The 24,610-nt window shown below is 42.8% G+C and carries 17 protein-coding genes; 4 read left to right on the top strand and 13 right to left on the bottom strand.

Going from position 1 to position 24,610, the window contains the following annotated elements; translation table 11 throughout:
• Nucleotides 1–240: 240 nt before the first annotated feature.
• The 9 genes from D1151_RS10900 to mscL form a co-directional block, all read right to left on the bottom strand.
• Complete coding sequence (locus tag D1151_RS10900; protein ID WP_160203179.1) at nucleotides 241–1,434, bottom strand: pyridoxal phosphate-dependent aminotransferase; 1,194 nt, start codon at nucleotides 1,432–1,434, stop codon at nucleotides 241–243.
• A 758-nt stretch (nucleotides 1,435–2,192) separates the two neighbouring features.
• The gene (locus D1151_RS10895) at nucleotides 2,193–3,380 is read right to left on the bottom strand and encodes a M20 family metallopeptidase (RefSeq protein WP_161908925.1); all 1,188 of its coding nucleotides are present in this window, start codon (nucleotides 3,378–3,380) and stop codon (nucleotides 2,193–2,195) included.
• A gap of 19 nt (nucleotides 3,381–3,399) precedes the next feature.
• The gene (locus tag D1151_RS10890; protein WP_161908924.1) at nucleotides 3,400–4,911 is read right to left on the bottom strand and encodes an AbgT family transporter; all 1,512 of its coding nucleotides are present in this window, start codon (nucleotides 4,909–4,911) and stop codon (nucleotides 3,400–3,402) included.
• A 177-nt stretch (nucleotides 4,912–5,088) separates the two neighbouring features.
• Nucleotides 5,089–6,123, bottom strand: coding sequence for an A/G-specific adenine glycosylase (gene mutY / locus D1151_RS10885; RefSeq protein ID WP_161908923.1), 1,035 nt, complete (start codon nucleotides 6,121–6,123; stop codon nucleotides 5,089–5,091).
• Nucleotides 6,124–6,128: 5 nt separating this feature from the next.
• Nucleotides 6,129–7,058, bottom strand: a complete 930-nt coding sequence (locus D1151_RS10880; RefSeq protein WP_160203183.1) for a SufD family Fe-S cluster assembly protein — start codon at nucleotides 7,056–7,058, stop codon at nucleotides 6,129–6,131.
• A gap of 3 nt (nucleotides 7,059–7,061) precedes the next feature.
• A complete protein-coding gene (locus D1151_RS10875; RefSeq protein ID WP_160203184.1) occupies nucleotides 7,062–7,784 on the bottom strand; it encodes an ABC transporter ATP-binding protein in 723 nt (240 codons plus the stop codon).
• Nucleotides 7,785–7,930: 146 nt separating this feature from the next.
• Entirely contained in the window at nucleotides 7,931–8,233 is a 303-nt protein-coding gene (locus D1151_RS10870) for a YunC family protein (RefSeq protein ID WP_201759613.1), read from the bottom strand.
• A 50-nt stretch (nucleotides 8,234–8,283) separates the two neighbouring features.
• Nucleotides 8,284–9,633 carry a replication-associated recombination protein A gene (locus D1151_RS10865; protein WP_161908922.1) on the bottom strand — a complete coding sequence of 450 codons (1,350 nt, stop codon included), beginning with the start codon at nucleotides 9,631–9,633 and terminating at the stop codon, nucleotides 8,284–8,286.
• Nucleotide 9,634: 1 nt separating this feature from the next.
• A complete protein-coding gene (gene mscL, locus D1151_RS10860; RefSeq protein WP_160203186.1) occupies nucleotides 9,635–10,117 on the bottom strand; it encodes a large-conductance mechanosensitive channel protein MscL in 483 nt (160 codons plus the stop codon).
• 605 nt (nucleotides 10,118–10,722) lie between these two features.
• On the opposite strand from mscL, the gene D1151_RS10855 reads away from it, so the two are divergent.
• Entirely contained in the window at nucleotides 10,723–11,991 is a 1,269-nt protein-coding gene (locus tag D1151_RS10855; protein ID WP_161908921.1) for a M18 family aminopeptidase, read from the top strand.
• Between the two features lie 90 nt (nucleotides 11,992–12,081).
• On the opposite strand, the gene D1151_RS10850 is transcribed toward D1151_RS10855, so the two are convergent.
• Complete coding sequence (locus tag D1151_RS10850) at nucleotides 12,082–13,056, bottom strand: lysine exporter LysO family protein (RefSeq protein WP_161908920.1); 975 nt, start codon at nucleotides 13,054–13,056, stop codon at nucleotides 12,082–12,084.
• A 156-nt stretch (nucleotides 13,057–13,212) separates the two neighbouring features.
• A complete protein-coding gene (locus D1151_RS10845; protein ID WP_160203189.1) occupies nucleotides 13,213–14,277 on the bottom strand; it encodes a hypothetical protein in 1,065 nt (354 codons plus the stop codon).
• A gap of 223 nt (nucleotides 14,278–14,500) precedes the next feature.
• On the opposite strand from D1151_RS10845, the gene D1151_RS10840 reads away from it, so the two are divergent.
• Complete coding sequence (locus D1151_RS10840) at nucleotides 14,501–17,308, top strand: fibronectin type III domain-containing protein (RefSeq protein WP_161908919.1); 2,808 nt, start codon at nucleotides 14,501–14,503, stop codon at nucleotides 17,306–17,308.
• Between the two features lie 77 nt (nucleotides 17,309–17,385).
• Here D1151_RS10840 and D1151_RS10835 read toward each other — a convergent pair whose 3' ends face one another.
• Nucleotides 17,386–18,510 carry a HipA family kinase gene (locus tag D1151_RS10835; RefSeq protein WP_161908918.1) on the bottom strand — a complete coding sequence of 375 codons (1,125 nt, stop codon included), beginning with the start codon at nucleotides 18,508–18,510 and terminating at the stop codon, nucleotides 17,386–17,388.
• Nucleotides 18,511–18,856: 346 nt separating this feature from the next.
• Here D1151_RS10835 and D1151_RS10830 point away from each other — a divergent pair, with 346 nt between their 5' ends.
• On the top strand, nucleotides 18,857–21,169 hold the full coding sequence (locus D1151_RS10830; protein ID WP_161908917.1) for a cation:proton antiporter: 2,313 nt from the start codon (nucleotides 18,857–18,859) through the stop codon (nucleotides 21,167–21,169).
• A gap of 210 nt (nucleotides 21,170–21,379) precedes the next feature.
• Here D1151_RS10830 and D1151_RS17245 read toward each other — a convergent pair whose 3' ends face one another.
• The gene (locus tag D1151_RS17245; protein ID WP_334296743.1) at nucleotides 21,380–21,571 is read right to left on the bottom strand and encodes a type II toxin-antitoxin system RelE/ParE family toxin; all 192 of its coding nucleotides are present in this window, start codon (nucleotides 21,569–21,571) and stop codon (nucleotides 21,380–21,382) included.
• A gap of 520 nt (nucleotides 21,572–22,091) precedes the next feature.
• On the opposite strand from D1151_RS17245, the gene D1151_RS10815 reads away from it, so the two are divergent.
• Nucleotides 22,092–24,610: hypothetical protein (locus tag D1151_RS10815; RefSeq protein WP_161908916.1), on the top strand; the 2,519-nt coding region annotated here is incomplete at its 3' end.

The raw sequence follows: 24,610 nt of genomic DNA, 5'->3' as shown, positions 1-24,610 counted from the left end.
GCGAGTGGCTGGCGCCATGTATACAAAAAAACGCTTAAAATATGGCGTTTTCCAGGGAGTGAACGCCAGATATACAAAAAAATCCTGAGATTATGGCGCGCCGGTTTCTCCGCAGCATGAACTGCCGCATACCAAATCCCAGCATTTGACCTGAATCCTTTTTCGCTCTAATACTACTTTTACGGCAAAGAGACTGTCTACGCTTGAGACAGTCCCTTTCTCTATTATCTCGATGTACAATTAATCTAAATTGTATTCCTTTGCCAACTCTGCAAATCTAGGCAGGGAATTCATAATCTTTTCGCGGGATACGCAGTATGCCATTCTCACATAGCCTGGGCCTGCAAAAGAACTTCCCGGCACTAACAGAAGATTATGTTTCTTTGCCGCTGCTACAAATTCCTTTTCGTTCTTTACAGGGGACTTCATCCACAGGTAAAATGCACCTTCCGGCTTGGTGCATTCAAATCCCAGCGCAGTCAGGCCGCCGTAGAGCGCTTTTGCATTTTCTTCGTAGTAGGAAACATCGCACTGAGCGTCAACACACCTTGCGATAACCAGCTGCATTAAAGACGGCGCGTTGGTGAAACCGCCCAGACGGTTAGCAACAGTTACAGCCTGAATAAATTCTTCAGCACCGTCGGATTCGTCAGGAATTACAACATAACCGATACGTTCACCTGGAAGTGACAGGGATTTACTGTAGGAATATGCCACAACAGTATTATCGTAGTATTTTGTCATATACGGTACATCTACACCGCCAAATGCCAGTTCTCTGTACGGCTCATCAGAAAGCAGGTAAATTACTGTTCCATATTCTTCCTGCTTTTTCTTTAAAATATCAGCAATGCCCTTTACAATTTCCTCCGGATATACTGCACCTGTTGGATTGTTCGGATTGTTAACGATAACAGCCTTGGTCTTAGGGGTAATTTTGGCTTCAAATTCATCCAGTTTTGGCATAAATCCGCCTTCAGGATTTGGAGAAACTGCAACAGTTACGCCGCCGTAAGTCTTAATATAGTTGCCGTACTCAAGGAAATATGGTGCAAACACGATTACTTCTTCACCCTCATTGAGCATCGTTCTGAGCAAAATATTCAAAGCACTCCCTGCTCCGACAGTCATAATGATATTATTTTCTGTAAAGCTTGTGCCGAAACGCCGGTTCAAATTGCCTGCTACAGCAGCTCTGGTTTCTGGAAAACCTGCATTACTCATATAGCCATGTACATACAGCGGATCATCATTTTGGATGATATCTATGATTGCTTCTTTTACTTCCTCTGGCGCTGGAACGCTAGGGTTACCTACGCTGAAATCAAAAACATTTTCAGGACCAAATTCTTCTGCCATTCGCTTTCCTTCTTCAAACATAGCTCTTACAACAGAGCTTCCTTCTACAAAAGGAACCATTTTCTTTGAAATCATGTTTCTCTACCTGCCTTTCTTCTATCAAAACACTTTTCTTTCTCCTAAAATACTTATATTTTACTCCAAGTTCGTTAGAATTTCAAACAAAATTTCAGATTATTTCAAAACTCTTTCATGCTTTATCGCTGCTATGCGCTGACTTCGCTTTGAGCAAGTTTCCAGTACAGCCTGCTTTACCGAAAATCCGCACTAATCCGCACTTTAGATACGATTCCTTCACGCCATGTTTTAATTCTATTTTTGTATACAAGGCACAGACATATGGGAAAGTGCCATATAACGAGAAGTTTTGAGAAAACCCGGCGTCCATAAAAGAAAAAGTCGCCGGATAGTCAGTAAGTTTCCAGCATCCTGTGTCAAAATGTTAAAAAACTGGCTTTAGGAGCAAACCGTACGCCAGTTTTCTAGAGAATGAGCTCAAACATGGCGTTTGGCAGCAGCGGAACGCCGTGTATACGAAAAAGCATTTAAAACATGGCACTTTATAAGGGTGATGCGCCATGTATACAGAAAAGTCCCGGGATTATGGCACACGACTTCTCGACGATACGAAGCAGTTACATGAATCGGCAGCACGAACCAGTCGCGTCAGGATAGTACAATCACCAGCACCTACCGGCAGTACCGACAAAAACAGTATCGACAAAGGCGATACTGACAAAGGAAAGGATAAAGAAACAAAATCACGCACATCGCCTATAGAGAAAATGCCGTATCAGGAAAATCCCCCGATACGGCATAATTTACTCAATTTTTTATTTTCTTGTCTCTTCAAATTCCTTCCATGCAGCTTTGCGGAAATCTTCATTGAGAAGATATTCACAGGCAACTACGGTTAAACCTTTGGCTGCCAGCATCATACCGTCAAAGCCCTGCTGCGAGCCTGCTGCCTTGCAGAAAGGTTCTGTGTGGCAAGCGATGTCACTAGGACCCATTTTGAAGTAGGATCCGAGGGTCGGACACGCGTAGGTGATGTCACCTACGTCCCATGCAAAGTTTCTGGAATCTGTCTGGGTATAGCTTTCTCCAATGCTGTCCAAATACTGTGCCAAAACCAGCCCCATCTGATGATTGGATTTGGTATCTTTCATCGGGTTTGGAACAACTTCCCAGTCGTAAGTGCAGCCTGTTACCAAGCAAGCCGCTTCCGCACAGTTACGCAGATTCTGCACAACTCTGTCAAGATGCGGAGATGTGTCGGAACGAAGACTGAATTCCAGTCCACAGCTGTCAGGAATGGTGTTGGAAACCAGTCCTCCGTCGGTTACAATGCCGCTGATGACATCGCAAGGACGGTTCTGCTGTCGGATTGCATTCATGTTGCTCATGCAAAGCATGCCGGCAGTCAGTGCATTTTTGCCAAGCACCGGATCGCCTCCTGCATGAACGCCATATCCGTGGAAGTGCAGCTTTACAGTGGTTGCAGCCACCAGATTTCTCTCGATGACAGTTTCTCCCTCACCGTGGGCTGTGAATACGCAGTCCACATCGCTGAAAATGCCTTCGTTTACCATAACCGCTTTAGTTCCGTAGTTAGGAACAGTTCCTTCTTCAGCCGGCGCGCCGATGACACGGACTTCGCCTCCCAGTTCCTCCTGAATTTTGCTTAGGGTAATTGCGCCGCCTACAGCGGAGCAGCAGAACAGGTTATGGCCGCAGGCATGTCCGATTTTTGGAAGTGCGTCATACTCTGCAACATATGCGATAACAGGTCCCGGTTTTCCAGATTTTTTCACCGCGGAAAAAGCAGTTTCCATGCCTAAAAGATTTCTTTCTACAGTAAAACCGTTTTCAGAAAGCATATCAGTAAGCAGCTTCGAAGCCTTAAACTCCTGATGTCCCAGTTCCGGGTTTTCCCAGATGGTTCTGCTCATAGCAGTCAGCGCCTGTCTTCGGCTTTCCAGTTCCTCAGTGATTTTTCCAATATATTTTTCAGCTAACATGATTTCTCCTTACGTGAAATTACATGAAGATGGTTGCGCCAGGTCCAAGAGGCAGTCCCAGAACGTACCATACTACAATCAGTACAACCCAAGTCAAACCAATAGTGATTGCCATTGGCAGCATGGTTGCGATAATAGAACCCAGACCAGATTTCTTGTCATATTTCAGCGCAGTCATGATGATAAACGGCATAAATGGCTCAAGCGGTGAGATGGAGTTAGTTACAGAGTCAGCGATACGGAATGCTGCCTGCGTAAATGCCGGTGAAAAGTTCATCTTCATGAACATCGGTACAAAGATCGGTGCCATCAGCGCCCATTTTGCAGATGCACTGCCGATTACAAAGTTAATCAGCATAGTAATACCGATAAATGCCAAGATGAGAGGAATACCGGTCAAGTTGGTGCTGCTTAAAAATTCAGAGCCCTTTACTGACAGATATAATCCCAGATTGGACTGTGAAAATGCTTTTACAAACTGACCTGCAAAGAAGCACAGTACGATAAATCCAGCCAGACCGGACATGGATTTGCCCCACATATTTACTACATCTGCAGATTTTTTGATTGCCTTGGTGCGAATACCATAAACAATGCCCGGTACCAGGAAGAAAACAGTCAGAATTGGAATCATGCTGCTCATAAACGGTGACTGAATAACGCCGCCGTCTTCTCCACGGAGAATGCCGTTTGTCGGCACAATGGTAATTGCAACCACAATAAGATAAATTAAAACAGAGATACCCGCCCATTTCAGTCCGGATTTTTCTTCTGCTGTTACTGCAGAAAGTGTGGTATCTTCTACAGTACCATCTCCGTCTTCAGCTTTGTATTCGCCCAAACGAGGCTCAACCACTTTTTCTAAAACAATGGTGCCTGTGATAGTCAAAACGATGGTAGATACTGCCATGAAGTACCAGTTTACAGTCGGATTTACCAGATAGTTCGGGTCGTAAATCTGTGCTGCATCCTGGGTGATACCGGCAAGCAGAATATCTGTCTGCGTGATTAACAGGTTTGCAGAAAGACCTGCAGCTACGCCGGCAAAACCAGCAGCAAGACCTGCAATCGGGTGTCTTCCCATACCCTTAAAAATCATAGCGCCAAGAGGCGGGATAATAACGAATGTTGCAGAACCAGCCAAACTTCCCATAATACCTACAAACAGTACTACAGCAGTTACAAGTACTTTCGGCGCACCTGCAATAGAAGATTTGATTACAGTGGTTACAAGCCCTGTTTCTTCAGCAATACCGATACCCAGCATAGCTACCAGGGTCATACCCAGCGGGCTGAAAGTTACAAAGTTTTCAACCATAGACTGCAGCAGCCAAATCAGACCTTCTTTGCTCATCAGGTTCATGATATACTGCTCTTCACCGGTGTTTGGATGTGGAAATACAATATTACCGCAAAGACCGGAAATGACGAATACTACGATCGTCAGAATGATGAAAATGTAAACGGGATGAGGCAGCTTGTTTCCGAAGCGCTCAATACCGTTCCAAATTCCGCGTTTCTTCTCGTTCATTTTTTACTCCTTTGGTTACATCATTTCTTTTGTTAAACAAATTAACTTAACGCAATAAAAGCAGGCATATCAAATGCTGGTGCATTCTGACATGCCACACACGTTCTCTATGATACCGCAAAACCTTACAAAATTCTAGTAAATTTTTTATTTTTTTCATATAAAAACTTTACTACTTTACTTCAAGAAATATCCAAAAGCTGTCGGCAGCGGTATTTCTGCAGCTAACTGCGCATCGCTTGCCCACTGGAAAATTTTCGGCATTTTTTCCACTGCAATAAAATAACCTGTCATATGCCACTCTACATGGGTAAATACATGGCAGTAATCGGTACTGCGCAAAAGATTCTTCGGCGCACAGCCCCAGCGTTCCACTTGCTCTATGGCTTGGGCGGCAGTCAGCCTTTTCTCTACATTAGGCAACTGATACAGTCCCGCTAAAAGACCTGTTTCAGCACGCCTGCAAACAGCCGTTCCTAAAGGCGCCTGCAGGATAAAAACAGTCATGTCCACTTTTTTTCTTGCCTTTTTCTTCGCTTTCACAGGTAGTGCAGCTGCTGTACCTGCGGCTTTCGCCTCGCAGTAGGCGTTCACCGGACAGATTTCACACTTTGGTGCGCCTGCCGGTCCGCAGATAAGCGCCCCCAGCTCGATGAGTCCCTGCGTAAAATCGCCGCAGTCTTTTTCTGGATAAAGGGAGGACAGGTAAGCAGTAATCCGCTTCTTCAGCCCGGCATTTAAAATATCCGTATCGTCGTTATTTAAACGGCTCATCACCCGCAGCACATTGCCGTCCACAGCTGCGGTCTTCTGATTAAAGCATATGGATGCAATTGCCCCTGCCGTGTAATCTCCAATGCCCGGAAGGGCTTTAATAGCATCAAACTCCTGCGGAAAAATACCGCCCATCTGCGCTTCTATCTGCTGGGCGGCTTTATGCATGTTTCGGATTCGATTGTAATATCCAAGACCCTGCCAAAGCTTCAGCAAGGTCTCTTCCTCCGCAGCTGCAAGATCAGAAATGGTCGGCAGCGCCTTCATAAAGCGCAGATAATATTCCCGTACTGCTTCCACTCTGGTCTGCTGCAGCATAATCTCTGAAACCCAGACATGATATGGTTCTTTGTCTTCTCGCCAAGGCAAATCTCTGCGATTTTCGCGGTACCATGTCATCAGCGTTTCTGTAAAAGTTTTATCGATTCGTTTCACCATTTTGTTTAACCATTTGCTCTTAAAAATCCTTCGATAATCTGCTGTTCTGCTTCTTCCTCAGTAAGTCCCAGAGTTCTCAGCTTCAAAATCTGCTCGCCTGCCACTTTGCCGATAGCTGCCTCATGGATCAGTTCTGCATCAAGGTGACCGGCATAAAGCTCGGGCGCCGCATTAACTCTGCCTTTTCCTACGAGAATTGCGTCACATTCGGAGTGACCTGTACAGCGGTTGTTGCCTTTTATCTTGGAATGATATTCCTGATAGGAATTGCCCTTTGCGACAGAGCGGGAAATCAAATCAATGGCGCTGTCTTCGCCATTCATATCCACATCAAAATCTGTCATGACGTATTCGTCTCCGTCTGTCATCAGACTTTCGTGAATCAAAAGCTTCGCCCGGTCCTCAAGGCTTCCTGTGGTAGTTCTGACGGAATGATCCACACCACCCAGCTGAATGGTGTTCATCTCAAGCACAGCGTCCTCAGCAAGTTCCACATGGGTTACCGGACTGATTTTCTTCTGCCCGGTTCCTTCTCCGGTTCCCAGATGCTTTTCTTCATAAAGAACTTTAGCACCTCTTTCCAGATAGAAGCTATGAATACCGTTGTGTGCAGCTTCCCCTTCATCGTCGGTATGCACACCGCAGCCTGCTACAATCACTACATCAGCACCTTCACCAACGTGAAAATCATTATATACAAGGTCACTCACGTTACCGCGAGTCACACAGGCAGGAATGAAAACCTTCTCTCCTTTGGTGCCTGCTTTGATGTAAATATCAATACCGCTGCCGTCAGCCTTACCCTCAATCTGAATGTTGTCGGTGGACTGTCTGCCTGCGCAGCCGCCGTTTTCTCTAATGTTGAATGCCCCTGTATAGCCTCCCTCTGTATAATCAGAGACTGCTTTTAAAAGTTCTTCTGTCAGCTTGTCCATCTTTTACCACTCCTTTCCAATCGGGCAGATGCCGGCTTTTTCACCTGCCAAAAGCTGCGGCATAATTTCCTGGCTCGGACCTGAAATGCGAACTTTTCCGTCCACAATTACCGCAATTTCATCTGCAATCTCAAGAAGACGCTCCTGATGGGAAATAACCAGAAGAGCCTTATCCTGTTCTTTTTTAAGATCCTCAAAGGTCTCAATGAGTCCTGTAAAGCTCCACAGGTCAATACCTGCCTCCGGCTCGTCGAAAATAAGCACCTTGCTGTCTCTTCGCGCCAGTACGGAAGCAATTTCGATTCTTTTGATTTCACCGCCTGAAAGGCTGGCATTGATTTCTCTATCGATATAATCCTTGGTGCAAAGCCCCACCTTCGCCATCAGCTGACAGACATTTTCATCGCCAACGTCTCCGCCTGCTGCCAAATCAAGAAGAGAACGCACGGTAATCCCCTTAAATCTGACCGGCTGCTGAAAAGCATAGCTGATACCAAGCTTCGCTCGTTCTGTAATATCTTTCTCCGTAATATCTATATCTCCAAGGCTGATTCTGCCGCTGCTGACCTGATTCAGACCCGCAATAACCTTCGCAAGGGAAGTCTTGCCGCCTCCATTTGGACCAGTAACTACAGTCAGTTTCCCCGGTTTTAGCTGCAAATCAATTCCTTTGAGAACCGCATCTCTGCCATCCGGTTTCCAGCACACATTCTCAAGTGTTAGCATGTTGTTCCTCCAAAAAACTTAATAATTGTTACATACTTTTCTATTTTATACCATTTACAGCAGAATTGAAACCTTTTTCTCTCGAAAACGCCGCGAAAAAACACCTCCCGCCTGCACTGCATAAAAGAGGTGTTAGATACTAAAAGTTATGCGTTTAATTTTGCTACCGCTTCAGCGCCTGTCATACCGACCTCAACGCCCAGCTCCGCAGCCTTTGCAGAAACCGCCTTTACCGGATTTGCCAGCGTCTCCTCAAAACAGCTGCCGCCTACAATTGCAGCAGCATCCCCAAAGGACTCAGCCGCCGGCAGATTGAGATAGCCGCACATTACATATCCCTTCCTGCAAGGAATCAAAAGCATATTCGGATGTCCTTCTCCGCCAGGGGCAACAACTCGCAGTCCCTGAACAGATTGTCCGTTTACGTTTAACATTTCAACTTCTATCATTTCCATTTTCCTCCTGTATGGTATTCTTCTGGATTTATTATACTGCCCCTTTACTCGGAAGTAAAGAGCCTCTTCTCTTCTCGTTTCTTCTGTTTCCATTCCTCAATCTGAGAAAGCCGCTCCTTTACCAGCTTTTCTCTGCCCTGGGTCGTCGGCTGATAATACTGTCTTCCTTTCAGTGAATCCGGCAGGCAAGTCATAACAGTCAGCTTTTCTTCTGTGTCATGGGCATATTCATATCCTTTTCCGTAGTCTAGTTCCTTCATCAGGCTGGTCGGTGCATTGCAAAGGTGCAGCGGCACTGGCTCTGCCGGCATATTCTTTACATCTTTCTTACACGCTTCGCAGGCTTTGTAAAGAGCGTTGGATTTGCTCGCCATGGAAAGATACACCACAGCATGGGTCAAGTGCACATCACACTCTGGCATACCCAGAAAGTGACAAGCCTGATAAGCCGCGACTGCTATCTGTAGTGCTGCAGAATCTGCCATACCTACATCCTCGCTGGCAAAGCGCACCAGTCTGCGCGCGATATACAGTGGATCCTCTCCGCCATCCAGCATCCTGCAAAGCCAGTACACTGCAGCGTCTGGGTCGCTGTTTCGCATGGATTTGTGAAGCGCTGAAATCAGATTATAGTGTTCCTCTCCATTTTTATCGTATAACAACGATCTGCGATTCATGCATTCGGAAAGCACTGAATCAGTCACATGAACTGTGCCATTTTCGTCAATTTCACCGTTGAGCACCGCCATCTCCAACGTATTCAGCGCTGTTCTTGCATCCCCATTGGAAAACCTGGCAATAACCGAAAGATCCCCTTCCGTAATATCAACATCCATATTTCCAAAACCCTTTTCGCTGGTAATGGCATGCTGCAGAAGTCCTGTCAGATCCTCTTCGCCAAGAGCTTTCATCACAAAGACCTTGCATCTTGATAAAAGCGCAGAATTAATTTCAAAGGATGGATTTTCCGTCGTTGCACCAACTAGTATGATACTGCCCTTTTCCACATAAGGAAGAAACGCATCCTGCTGCGCCTTATTGAACCTATGGATTTCGTCCGCAAAGAGCAGTGTGCGAATCCCCATACGCCGGGACTCTTCGGCTCGTCCCATAACCGCTTTGATTTCTTTGATTCCGCTGGTTACCGCACTGAACTCCACAAAGTTCGCCTTGGTTTGCTTTGCGATAATCCTTGCAAGAGTGGTTTTTCCCACACCCGGTGGCCCCCAGAAAATCATCGAAGAAATCTGATCCTTGTCTATGAGCTGGCGTAAGATTTTCCCTTTTCCAATCAGGTGCTGCTGCCCCACATACTCGTCCAGAGTTTCTGGTCTGAGACGGCTTGCCAGCGGCGCAACTTCGGGTCTATTGTCAAAAATTGTAATCTGTTCCATACTAATTCTCTTCCGTCTGCTTTGCTTTCAGCAAATCCCTAATTTCTACAAGAAGCTCCTCCTGGGTTGGTCCCTTCGGTGCCTTCTCTTCGGCTTCTTTTGCAGCTGCTCTCGTAAATGTCGCTGTCACTTTTGCCGCAACCTTCACCATGGCAAAAATACACACACCGATAATCAAAAAATCGATGATATTCTGTATGAAACTTCCATAAAGAATCGCTGTTTCCGGTGTTACGACAGCGCCGGCAGCGTCCAGCTCAGCTTCCTTTATCACCCACTTTAAATCTGAAAAAGAGATTGTACCTGTAATCGCTCCTAATGCCGGCATAAGAATATCGTTTACAAGAGATGTTACGATTTTCCCAAAAGCACCTCCGATAATCACGCCAACAGCCATATCAATGATATTTCCTTTTAAGATAAAGGCTTTAAATTCGCTGACTGTGCTGCCTACAGTGCCTGTCAATTTGTTTTTCTTCTCCATAAAGTTTTCCTCTGCTGTTCTTTTCTTTTGCATCGTTCATCGTTTTTTTACGATATTATTTGAAATTCATCTTATTTTAGCATATTTTGATAAACACGGCAACCGGTTCCCTACTGTGCATCTCAACCTAAAATCCTGTTTTCAAGAAAAAGTGTATAACATTTTTGTTCTGTACTTTTATGCAGCTTGCATTTGGCGTAAGATATCATATAAAATCACCAAATTCTTACGTAAAATGCAGTATTTCCGCAGAAAATCAAGGGTAAATCCTATCTGAAGCCCAGGGTATCACACCTATTGGTGATGCAATTTGACTACAATTATACACTTTTTTTGTATTTTCTATTTCTCGGTTAAGATTCGTCTCCCCAGTTATACATATTTTATCGAAAATCGTAATTTGGGTTGAAATCATTTGTTCATGCGCCAGACGCACAGCATTCGCAGACTTTCTAATTTTTGAAAACGTTTTACCCCCTCTTTCCTGTCACACGCACTGAAATCTTATCCTTGACAGAACAACATTCCAAAGCTAGTATATTCTTGATAAAAACCTGTGTGTAACCGCAGGTTTTTATCAAGAACACAATGGGAGGCAATTTGTTATGTATAGAAAAATATCTGAAGAATTGCTGGCATTTCTAAACGCCAGCCCCAGTTGTTTCCATGCTGTAAAGAATATGGCAGACACACTGGAATCCAAAGGCTTTACCAAGCTTTGCGAAGAAGAAAAATGGACACTTGCTCCGGGTGGCAGCTATTTTGTCACACGAAATGACTCTTCTATCATCGCATTTACCATTCCGATAGGCGGCATCAGCAGCTTTCGTATTATGGCAAGCCACAGCGACTCTCCTACTTTTAAAGTGAAAGAAAAAACTGAAATTACAATAGAAAACCACTATACCAGGCTCAATGTGGAGCGCTACGGCGGCATGATTTACAGTTCGTGGCTGGATCGCCCTCTTTCCGTTGCCGGTCGTATCGTCATAAAGGATGGCGATAAATTCGTAACAAAACTGGTAAACATTGACCGTGACCTGCTGTTGATTCCAAATCTTGCCATTCACATGAACAGGGAGGTTAACAGCGGATACAAGTACAATCCGCAAAAGGATCTGCTTCCACTCTATGCTGCTTCTCCAGCTGAGGGTTCTTTCATGGAGTTGATTGCAGAAGCTGCAGGTGTGCGGGCAGAAGATATTCTCGGTCACGATTTATTCCTTTATAACAGACAGCAAGGCACCGTCTGGGGTGCCAATAACGAATTTATTTCCAGCGCCAAACTGGATGATTTACAGTGTGCCTTTGCGTCATTACAAGGATTTTTGCAAGGAAAAAAAGAAAAGCATGCTGCAATTCACTGCGTCTTCGATAATGAAGAGGTCGGCAGCGAAACCAAACAAGGCGCAGCTTCTACCTTCCTGAAAGACACTCTAGCTCGCATTTGCGAAGGGCTCTCCATGAGCCATGAGGATTATCTGGTTGCTATTGCAAAGAGTTTTCTCGTCTCTGCCGACAATGCGCACGCAGTGCATCCAGCCCATGGAGACAAAGCTGATCCAACCAACCGTCCTTATATAAATAAAGGCATCGTCATCAAGTATAACGGTGACCAAAAGTACTGCACTGATGCGGTTTCCTCCGCCATGTTCAAGGATTTGTGCCAAGTCTGCGGCGTGCCTGTTCAGTCCTTTGCAAATCGCTCCGACATGGCTGGCGGCTCCACACTGGGCAATATCTCCACCTCTCAGGTTGCACTGAACTCCGTCGACATCGGTCTGCCTCAGCTGGCAATGCACTCCCCTTATGAAACCGGCGGCATCAAAGATACTGCAGACCTGGCTCAAGTGGCTGTTGCACTGTTTGCATAAGATATAGTAAAGAAAAAGCTTTCGTTCTTTAACTGTTTAATCATGTCAGTTAAGGAAGCGAAAGCTTTTAATTTTTTATGATGTAATAAATCATGTCAGAAGCTGGGTACCCATAGGAAGCCACAGTGGTACCACAAAGGTCAAAATAGTACCGCTGATAAGTGCCACCATGGAAAGTTCCGGACCCACAAAGCGGCTGACAGGCACCAGCATGGAATCCATACAACCAGCAGCACCTGAGGCTATGGGGCTACCTTTGCTGATTCTGATAAGAACCGGTAGCAGTGCCACAGTCAGTACATCCCGCAGAATGTTTACAATAAATCCATAAGTTCCGGCCTCAATGCCAAAAGTATCCGTCATCGCTGCACCCGTCAAACTGTAATATCCCATACCGCTTGCCGAAAGCACCGCCCAGTTTGTCGGCACGCTCAGCACCGCGCCTGCCAGCATTCCCCCGAACAGGCAACCCACAAAAATCCCTGTGGGCATCAATAGCACTCGAAATCCCAATCGACGAATATAGCTAAACACACTTTTGTTGGACGCAAGACTCACCCCAACGCCTGTATAAAGAAAAATCAGACAGCCAGTCAACATTGCATCTAACAGGTATTCCTGTATATTCTGCATAAAAAATCTGCCAGCAATCATGCCTACTGCAATGCACGCAGGCATGATAACAATCAAAGGTGAAAAGCTACTTCTTCCTTTAGACTTCGATTCGCTTCCAGAAGCAGTATCCGATGCTATAGAAGCCCCTTTTTCCATATGAAGCTGCAGACGAATTTTTTCAAGAGGCATGATTGTCTTTTCTAAAAGTACTGTGACCACCACACTGCAAGCCACTGCGCTTAGAGAAATGAGGAAGCAGTTGATCCCAATCCGATTCAAATTACCCATGACCTCCTCACTGGTTCCGATGTTGATTCCAATTACAACCATCAGCAAAAATAAAGCCAGATTCGTCAGGTAATCTATGTACTGAAGAATTTTTTCGGGCAGCTCGCGCCAGTTAATCGCGGCACCTAAAGCAAGACAGATAAAGGGAATATACACGTTCATGCTGCTGACCTCTCTTTCTTCAAGTTATTTTCTAATATTATACAGGCTAAAACAAAAAAAGTCGAACACTTTATTCCTTATATATTTGCATAAAAACAGAGCCTTTACCGAATCTTCCTGTAAAGGCTCCATTATTATCAAGTCATCTCTCTATTATTAATCATTAAATGCTTTTAATCTGATTGGAACATAACATCTCGTTTTATCCCCATCATTTATGGTTGGGCTTGCTGATTTTCCTGTAAGCTGATTAAAGGTATATACTCCCGTGTAAGTTTGTCCCGCAAATGCTCCGGTTGGAACAATCTCGTCGTTTGGAATCCATGAAGTTTTGCAATTTCCATTTGTCTTACTGAAACCTACCTGTTCTATGCATGTTACTTGGCTCTTCTCTGGATCTACCTTTGTTTTTGAAGCATCTGCATACACAATCTTAACGCCCACAACTAAACGAACATGTCCATACCCGCTCCCATCCGTGGTTCTAAAAAGTAATGCATCTCCAGGCTTAATTGCTGCATATACCTTACTGTAAATATCTTCACCATCCTCATAATTTCCTTCTGCTGAAAGACCAGTAACAACCTGTTTCGTCGTAGTAGCATTTTTCCGAGCGCTATAGTATTTTCCGTACTTTCCTACCAGCATGAGATAATCATTCTCATTTTCGCTTGCAATAATACCATCGGCAAACATGTTTTTTGTTCTGTAAATCTTCCCTGTATCTTTTCTTGCCAAATACACACCTGTCGCGGCTTTCCATGCAAAACCAACAGATGAAGAGCAGTCAGTTCCATAAATAGAAACGTATTGCGGATCGCTGGCAAGTGTCTTTGTCCCCTTTTTTAATGTTATACCGTTCGAATACTCTTCTTCTCTATAAACCTGTGAATACGGAATCCCTTTCCGTGGAATCACCTCATTTGCCAGCTTATTATCCCATCGGCAGTTGACCTTTACCTTAGAACTCTCTGTCAGCTGATTGTTATCATCTTGACCATAACAATATCGTAATGTTGCAGTCAGCTTCCAAGGCATCTGTGACATTTTAAGCATCTTGTCACATGCAGCCGCTCGTTGCGCAGAGACTGCGGTAATTGTACCCCCATCGTCAACCGTATAAGTACCCGCTGCAAATATAGGCTGCGCAGACAGCATCGTCATAATCAAACACAACGTCACAAGCACAGATACCTTTTTCATGATTTTCTTCATTTTCATCTTCCCTCCTTAGCAATTTAGTGATTTCTTAGTTTTATATTAACCTATGTCTACCTGCCTGTCCACTCTAATCTGTCGACACCTTTCTACAAAATTTTACAATTCAGCACTATTTGTACAAATTCACTTCATTGTGAACTATCATTTCATTTATGAGTTTTGCGCAAAAAGGCGTACAACTATAATCTTAAAAAAAGAACAAAAAGAGGAAGGAATTCTTAAAATGAAGAAATTTTTAACAGTGCTTCTTGCATTGTCAGTTGTCTTCACTTATAGCTTCAGTGCTGTTGGCTCTGTTTTTGCAGCCGCTACACCAGCTGAACAGACAAATGCTGCAATTGCTGACGCACAGAAAGAAATGGCTGAATATGTAGATGAATTTGCTGGCAAGATTGTCTACAATCAGCAGGGCAATGTAGTAAGCGTACCAGATGTTGCTGATGCATCTCTGGATAAAAACCTTACAAAAGCTGCTATTGATGCAGCACTGACTAAATTGAAAGCTGATTACAATGAAAAAATTGCTACAGAAGCTGCTCAAAGAGTTGCCGATAACAACTGGACAGATGAAGATACTACAGCAGTAGATGATGTATGGGCTGATTTAAAAGGTACTGACGCATATGCAGTAGGCACAAAGTTATTTGATGAGACTGCAGGTGCATATGGTGCTGTAGATGGCATTCTGTACACAGAAGCTGTAAAAGCTGCTAAGGCAACTGCACAGGCTGCTATGGAAGCAATTGATCCTGCTAACTACAGCGATACTGATGCTGCAACTATCGTAGAAAAAAAGGCTGACTTAACAACTGTTGTTACAATTGTAGCAAATTCTAAGGCAGGTTTGCAGAAACTGTTAGGCGGAGAGGCTGCAGAAGATACTGAAAAGCTAGGTGCAATCGCAGTATTCAAAAATGTTACTAAAGATTTAGTAACAAAAACTGATGCAGCAGCTGCTCTGGACAAAGCAAAGAAAGAAGCTGTTGATGCTGTAAATGATGATGCTGCTGATTTCACTGCTGCTGAAAGAGCAAGACTGCAGAATATCGTTGCGAATCCTGAAGCAGCAAGCAATGCTACTGAGGTTGCAGAAGCAAACGCAAGATTAGGTTCATTAACTGCAAATGTACAGAAGGTAGTTGCTTTATATGTTGGTCAGATTAATGATGCGGAAGCAGAAAGTGCTGTCACAACAGCTAAAACTACTGCATTAGCTACGTTGGCTCCTTCTGCTAATACTAGTGAACCAGACAACTTCTATAAGATTGCTGACAAGTTTGTAAATGTCAACCTGTTAGTAAAATATGCTACTGACTATGCGGCTGCTTTAAAGAACCAGTATAGTCCTACTACAGGTAAGGCTATTTATAACGCTGCAACTGTTGATGCTGCATTAGAAAAGCTCGTTAAATTAATTAATAACTTAGATACAACCGTTGATACTTATGGCAAAATCCAGACATGGATGCAGTCTTCTACTAATATTCCGAATGCAGAAAAAGAGATTGTAGATTTAGAAAAAGTTATCAATGATGGCGTACGTCTGATTAAAACTGATTATGCTGCTACTGCATTAGAATCAAACAACACGAATCTTTCTGCTTTGAACAAAGCAACGGATAAATATGCCCCTACAAACTGGGAAGGCGATAATAAAGATGCTGTAGAAACAATCCAGAAGGATTTTGAAGCTAAAATTAAAGCTGCTGCCAATGCTGATGCTGTTGTTGCATTAGTAAAAGAAGCAAGAGCCGCTATGGATAAATATCTGACTATTACTCAGACTGCATCTGTAAAAACAAGTGTTAACACACAATTAATTGCAGCTGGTTATGTTGGCGGTACTGCAGCTGCCATTGATAAGACTACAGGATTCTTAAAAGCTTATGCTGATGGCGTTGCTGCTAGAGACAGCGTAAACGCTTATGCAAACAAGACAAAAGAAGATGCTGTTAATCAGGCATTAGAGGTATTCTATGATGCTGTAAACGCTAAACAGAATGCAAACCTGAAAGCTTCTGAAATCAAAGCTATTCTGTCTGAAAATTATGCTGCTGCATTAGCTAAGATTGATGCTATGAAAGCGGATTCTGTATTAGCTTCTGAAGCGCAGAAAGTAATCGATGCTATCAAAGCATTACCTGTTACCGCAACATTAGAAAAGAAAGCTGATTATCTGGCTGTACAGAAAATGTACGAAGATTATCTTGAACTTGCTGGTGCAACTGAAGCAAGCGTTACCAATCGTGGTCTGCTGAACGCTTATGTAACCAGAATCATCACCTTAGAAAAAGCTGCTGCTGAAGCATTAGTAAATGCTCTGCCTAGAACTATTACAGTTGCAGATAAAGCTGCTGTTGAAGCTGCAAGAGCTGCTGTTGATGCATATGCTGACAACTATTCCAAGTACGCTGGATACGTTGATATTTATCAGACTGGAAGTGGCGCTACGGCTACTGATACTGTTGTCTATGCCGCACTTAAAGCTGCAGAAGCTGCATTGTCCAATGCTATGAAGGCTGATGCGGCTAAGAAGATTGCCGCTCTGCCGGAAGTTATCACAGCTGCTGATAAGGAAGCTGTAGACGCTGCAAAAGCTGCTTACGATGCATTATCCGATGCTGATAGGGCTGCATTTGACAGAGATTCCGCTGCACTGGTTGCTAAGCTGGAACTGGCTATCAAAACATTAGAAAAAGCTGATGTGGAAGGTCGTATCAAAGCAGTAGAATCCTTCAAGATTAAGGTAACTACAAAACGTTACACCGGTTCCAAGATGAGAATCAACTGGACTGCAACAGGTGATGAATCCGCAATCGATGGATACAGAGTATACTACTCCACTAAGAAGTCCAACTCCGGTTACAAGTACTTAACTAAGACTACTAAGAAGTACATCAACCACACTTCCATCAAGAAGAACGTGAAGAAGGGTACTAGAGTATACTACAGAGTAAGAGCTTATGTTGAAATTGACGGCGTAAGATACTTCTCCGACTACTCCACAGTAGGTAATAGAATCTGGAAATAAGATTTAAACTAAATCAAAAAGAAAAAGAAGGTCAAATTCGGCCTTCTTTTTCTTTTTGATATTTTACCTGCTATATATTACTCAAATCTGCTGATAAACAGCTTCTCCCGTTTCAGTATGCGGTCAATTTGCGTGTCCATAAACTTCTGATATTTTTCCAGTCTCACCTTCGGCCAGTTGTACTTCTCGTGAGGAATAAACGCAAAGCCGGAAAGATTTTTCAGGTCACTCCGAATTTCGTCTGTCAGCATATCGTTAGCGTTGATATTGAATTCCCCCATAAGGCGCGGATAAATATCTATCAGACAATCCATATTCTGTCTCATAAAACGGTCATCATCCATATGAAACAGCATAGATCGGTTATGATCAAATACTGGAGCCATCCCTATAGGTTTTAGAGTGTCATTGTTCACCAGAAGTCCAAAATTCCCCAAATGGCGGTCAATATTGAGAATCAGTGCATCCAGTACCATCATTCGCCTGAAATGCTCACCATGGCCACATTTTTCCATCACCGCCAGCGCCTCTTGGACAGAAACCGACTGGGGATTTTCCACATGATATGTCATCTGAGAGAATCCTACTTCCTCGCTGGTGAAAATGCCGCACTTATTGGCAAGATGTCCGTGGTGACTTACTAAATCATATTTAACAGAATCAGTGCAGAAAGCCTCTGCCAGCTGCGAAGCATAGTACTCGGCGAAAACCTCCTGCCCGTGGGTCTCGCTGCCCCGCTTCAGAAGAAAAAGCTGTTCATTCTCACGAATCCAGCATTTCGCATAGTTACCGTCTACGGAAAGTTCCGGTGTCGTTGTGCTGAGACTGCCGGAACCGCCTTCAAAAGCAATTCGTGCGATATTTTCGTCAAAATCATTATGGTAAAGAGAAACCTGCTTCCATACCAGAGGTTCTTCATCATTTCTTACCCAGAAGGTATCATTCAAAGATGCACCCCGGCTGACTTTAATAAAGCCGTCAATATCCTCTGCTCCCAGCTGTTTCAAAATGCCCCGGATATATTTGCGGTGCTTAGGAGCTTTACGCCGTTCAATAAACCGAATTATGCTGCCGTCATATGCAGCGGGAAGTCCGTCCGGCTCCAGAACTTTTACATTCTTCGCCTTGGTTGTACCATATTCAGTTTTAAAAGTAGAAAACGTCAGGATAGGACGCTCTTTATTCATAAGCGTGTAATTCATGGGGACCTTCTCTCGGTAATAAAGTTTATTCGAAATTGTATTTTTAGTATATCATATTTTTAATGACAATTCATCACTCATCTGCATTTTTCTTCATAATACAGTGAACAAGATGCAGGCATTATACAGTTAGAAATGAGAAAAATCCTCTCTTTGAAACCGGTATAGACAATCCAGCAATGCTGCAGATATCCCTTTGCAGTATCCTCACACAAAGAAATTACAGATTAAACTTTTTACTGATTTCATAATTTCACGCCCCTTTTTCACAATAATTTCTTTTTCCCCGAAAGTTTTTCATATATAATAATAGTATACAAATTTTATACAAAAGGAGGTTTGATTCATGCACACACCTGACATGATTACTGATTTAGCCGTCATGCTGCTTACTGCCGGTCTTATCACAATTTTATTTAAAAAAATCAAACAGCCTTTGATTCTAGGTTATATTCTGGCGGGCTTTCTTATTAGCCCGTACTTTCCTTTATTTTTCAATGTAGAAGACATCGATTCCATTAATCTATGGAGTGAAATCGGAGTTATTATTCTGATGTTTCACATTGGACTTGAATTTAATCTGCATAAGCTTGCAAAACTGGGCGGAACGGCAGTCATCTCTGCCATTATAAAGATGGGCGGCGTCATGCTGACAGGATACCTAGTCGGTATCCTGATGGGTTTTTCCGTCATCAGCAGTCTTTTTTTGGGCTGTATGCTTTCCATCAGTTCTACCGCTGTCATACAAAAAAGCTTTGAAGAACTGGAAATCAAAGGACAAAAGTATTCCCAACTAGTTATGGGCACTCTGGTTATTGAAGACATCGTGGGCATTTTTATGATGGTGGTTCTATCCACTATCTCTGTCAGCCAGAGCGTTGCAGGCAAAGAGTTGATGATCAGTCTGGCACTGATGGTCTGCTATCTGGTTGTTTGGCTGCTTCTCGGCATTTATTTACTCCCAACCTTCCTGAACAAAGTCATCAAGGTGATGAATGATGAAATGCTTCTTATTTTATCATTAGGACTTTGCTTTGGTATGGTTATGATTGCCAACTTTCTGGGATTTTCTTCAGAGTTGGGCGCTTTTCTTGCAGGCTCTCTTCTTGCGGGCACCATTCACGTTGAACGAGTGGAACATCTTACCGGCGGCGTTAAGGATATGTTCGTATCTTTCTTCTTCCTGTCCGTCGGAATGAAAGTTGATCCTCATGCTATTGTAAACTATGCGCCAATCATTGCAGTAATTACTGTAGTTGCGGTCATTGCAAAACTGATTTTTGCCACAGTCGGCATGCTGTTATCCGGTCAAACCTTAAACACCGCCGTAAAAAGTGGTTTCAGTCTAGCGCCAATTGGGGAATTTTCTTTTATCATTGCGGCACTGGGCGTCAGCCTTGGTGTGATGGAAGAAAACCTCTATCCGATTATCGTATCTGCTGCAGTGATAACTACGTTTTTAACACCATTTTTAATTAAAAATTCCAGTAGCGTTACTGACCTTTTGCAGAGAAAACTTCCAGAGAGTCTTCTTCAAAAGCTGCACCAGTATACTTCCAGCGACCAGACTGATGATGATAAAGATACAGACTGGAATGAATATATCCGAAAATTTGTTTCCAGAACAGCACTTTATAGTGTCATCATGCTTGTTGCTGTCATGATTGGTATCGAAGGCATTTATCCGTTTTTAGCAGAAACACTCACTCCACTTTCAGCGAGCATCGCTACCTGCGCTATAATTTTCTTCGTCATAGCGATTTTTGTAAGACCTATGTTGAATCCCGGCAATGCTCTTTTTACCTCTCTATGGCTCAAAAAAAGGGCAAATAGACTGCCTCTAATCGTATTGGCAGCCGTTCGCGTTATATTGACTGCAACAATTGCCATGATTCCAATTAGCGTATTGTTCGAAATCAATCCTGCATACCTATTTATCTTTATTATTATCGCAGTGCTCATTGCCGGAAAAAGCAACTTTCTCTCAACGGCTTACCTCAGACTGGAAACTCAGTTTCTTCGCAATCTGAACGAGAGATTGATTGAGGCCGAAGAAGAAAAAGGGCTGCACCAGTCCTGGCTGGATACGGAACTTCATATTATTTCCTTAATTGCGCCGGAGTCAGCAGATTTTCTCGGTAAGCACCTGGCTGATCTGCAATGGGGGAAAGTATATAACGTATATGTTGTTAAAATCCGCCATCATGGCAAGCACATTATTTTACCGGAACCTAAGGCTACCATTGCCGCAGGCGATAAAGTCTTTGTAGTTGGAGATTTAAAGTCCATCGAAAATTTTTATCGTCTGGTACAAATGAAACCTTCTAAACCTCCTAGAACCCTAAAGAAGTTTATGGAGACAGACTATCCTGACGCTGACAATGCCCTGTCTGTCTGTGCGATCAAGGTGACCGGCAATGAGTCTTATGCCGGAAAAACCCTTAAGAACGGTAATATTCGAGAAAAGTTCCACTGCATGGTGCTGGGCGTACAGCAAAGCGGCTACCCGATAATCATGCCTGATATCAATACTCTAATTACCAAGGATGACATCATCTGGGTCATGGGTTCCAACCATAACGTGAGCGTTATCGTTGCCGAATCTGTTGAAACAGCCGAGGAAACAGATTTCAGACCTCTTTCAAGGATTGATAGATAATTCCATCTTTAAACGCAGGAAAAGAAATCAAAGAGTACTTACAAAAATACCGAGTACCTGAACAAAGTAAGCGCTTATAATCTGACTAATCCAACAAGGCTTACAGAATTGCTAAATGATTGGTGATTCACCTATCCAAAAAAATCAAGAAGGTCGGTTTATTCCGACCTTCTTTTGTCATCATTCATAATTCACAAATTGCTTGACCTCTTATTTCATATATCGCTTCAGTTGCTCATAAAAGTTCTCTCTAGTCCCTGCTAAAATAACGATAACTACAGTTTCATCTATAATTTCAATCTGATAGGAAAGTTCGTAATTTGTTTTGTTATGATATATGTCGTATCCATAAATACCAGATAAATCTCCCTTTTTCGGGCTCCCTATCTGCGGATTCAGCAAAATCCCACTAACCGCATTCTGGAATACTTTTTTAGATGTTTGTCCTTTATTTTCTTAAGATATTTTGCAGCTGGCGGTAAACCATAGTTAATCCTCCCGACCAAAAATATCTTCACTGGTATAAAATTCGCCTTCGCCGTATGCTGCTTTTGCTGCATCTTCAAGCATTGACTCCATTGCAGGTCGAAAATTCCTTTGTATCTCTTTAAATTTCAAAAGCAACTCTTGCCACTATGGAATTATAAGCTTCCGCTTTTGTGAAATGCTTACAGTCTTTCTGCCCGTCATATCTCCTATATCCATAGTCATAACTCCTATAGCGTCATCTCCTTTTATATTATGCGCTTAATCATAAACTGCTGTTCTCTATTTCAAATTTCTTTGTTATCTTTGTTAAAATTTACTTCGACACTTTATTTTTAAGTTCATTGTGAACTATCATTTCATTTATGAGTTTTGCGCAAAAAGGCGTATAACTATAATCTTAAAAAAGAACAAAAAAGAGGGAGGAATTCTTAAAATGAAGAAATTTTTAACAGTGCTTCTTGCATTGTCAGTTGTCTTCACTTATAGCTTCAGTGCTGTTGGAACTGTTTTTGCGGTAACCGATGAAGGAACATTCAACGGTAATGTAAATCAGGCTCAGGCGCAGGTTACTGAAACTCTGAATAGCAGCTATAACAATGTTGTAAAGAACATAACTGCTGCAGAATATGATACTGGCTATACTGCCAGCAAAGCTGCTTGGACTGCTGCTGCACAGCTGATTAAAGATAAGCAGCTTGCTGCTATCACTGCAAGAACAAACGAAATCAAAGGCAAATATGCTGATCTTCAAGACTTAACAGTAAACGAGATTGTTGCACTCTATAGTGAAGCGAAGGGAGATGATACCAAAAATGATTTTGCATCTGACGCTCCAGTTTTGGTACAGGGTGATTTAAACGATGCGTTATACGCTGATGTCAAGGTGAAGGATGCTGTTGCTAGAGCTGACTTTGCAGAGAAGAAAGCAGAAGCACTGAATGCTGTAGATAAGATTAATTTATCTATTTACTCCACTACTGTTGATAAAGTAACAAAAAAGAGTGGTTATGATCTTGCAAAAGAAAAAATTGCTGAGATCAAAAAAGAAATCAATGCTGTAACAATTGCTGCAAATGCAGATGTTAGTGCTGTTAAGACTGCATTAGGTGAGATTGGTGCTACAGAAACCGTTACTTATAATACTGCTACCGGTGAATATGGTACTGAAACGGCAACGGTTGATGCCGGCGCATTAAAAGATGTTGTTAAAATTGTTGACAGTACAGATGCAAATGTTGTAATCGGTTACAAGCTCGCAAATGCACTGAACTATTTAACAACTGCGAAAGAAGAAGCAGATGCTACCACTTTAGCTGCAAAAAAGGCTGCTTATTTAAGCCGTGTAAATGCAAATGCTGCACAGTACCTTGCTAGCAATGCTACTGCTACTGGTGATACTGCTGCAAAAGTAAAGGCCGAAAAGGATGCATATGTTGCAGGCATGACTGCAATTATCAATGCTGTTACTACAGATGCTGAGTTGAGTGCCATTGCTACTTCAACCGATACTATTGCTGTTCCAACAACTGATTTCTTCTATACTGCAAATGCGGTAAAAATCTCTGATCTGGAAACAGTTGCAGCTAAATATAAAGCATATAAAGATGCAGATGGAAATACTGTAAAAGATGCAGATGCAATTGATAAAATTGTTGCAGATGCAAAAGTTGCAGCATACAAAACAAATGCTGCCTGGTCTGGATATGATGCTGCTGAAGCAGAGATTAAATCTGATGCTACCAATGCTGCAGCTGCGGTTTCCAAAGAAGTGATTGAACTTGAAAAAGCTGATATTGAAAAAGGTAGAGCAGAGGCACTTGCCGAAGGCTACTATGCTCCAGAAGAAGCAAAAGTAAACGCTCTCTTTGATAAATTAATTGCTGCTGTAGATGCTGCAAAAACTGCTACTGAAGTTCAGAACGTATATACTAATAACAATGCAGTAGTTGGTTTAGATGAAATCTATACTAAAGAAGATTTATTAGATGAGATTAAAGCGATGGCAGGCTTTACTACCAACAAAACTGCTCTGGAAGCATATAAAACAATGCTGAATGCTGGATTTACATCCGCAGATGCAGGCTACAGAGATTTCACGGCATATGATGATAATTTCTTTGCAGATTTATATGCAAGCAATGGTGCTAGAACAACTGAAAAAGTTGCTGCACTGTTAAACACTGCAAAAGCAGTACTTGACGCAGCAAAAACCAAGGGACAGATTGCAGCCGACAAGAAAGCAGTTGAAGATAAAATTGCGGCACTGCCTGCAACCATTACTACCGCAAATGCCGCTGCAGTTACAGCTGCATTTGATGCAGCTGTGGCATACAACAAAGATGCGAATAAAACAATGGATAATACTGACATTGCAAACATCGCAACTTTAAAATTAGCGATTTCTGCATTAGCCAAAGCTGAAAAGAAAGAAATCACTGATGCAATTGCAAAACTTCCTGCTAATGTAACTAGCGCTGATAAGGAAAATATCAAAACATTAGTTGCGAAAGAGAAGGCATTCAATGAAAAATGTGATACTGGCAAAATCTACGAAGGTGTGACAAGATTTACTGATGCTGAAATTACGACTTTAACTGATAAGCTAGTAACCATTCGCGGTCAGGAATTAGCTGCTGTTAAAAAGGCAATTGATGCAATTCCGTTTAATGTAACTGAAGCCCATAAGGCATTAGTTGAAACGGCTAGAGCATTATATGATGCATATGTTGCTGAATACACAGATTATACTGCTCCAGCTCCAAGTGGCGTATATAATCAGAATGCTGCAAAAGATATTCCTGATGCAAAATTCAAAGAATTAGCAGATGCTGAAGCTACATTAGCAGCTTTAGAAAAAGATGCTGTAGAAAAGATTATCAAAGCAGTAGAATCCTTCAAGATTAAGGTAACCACAAAGCGTTACACCGGTTCCAAGATGAGAATCAACTGGAC

It is taken from the genome of Emergencia sp. 1XD21-10, assembly GCF_009936045.1.
GTDB classification, from domain to species: domain Bacteria; phylum Bacillota; class Clostridia; order Peptostreptococcales; family Anaerovoracaceae; genus Senimuribacter; species Senimuribacter intestinalis.
Note: the sequence above shows the minus strand (reverse complement) of the source record. Positions and strands in the feature narration are given on the sequence as shown.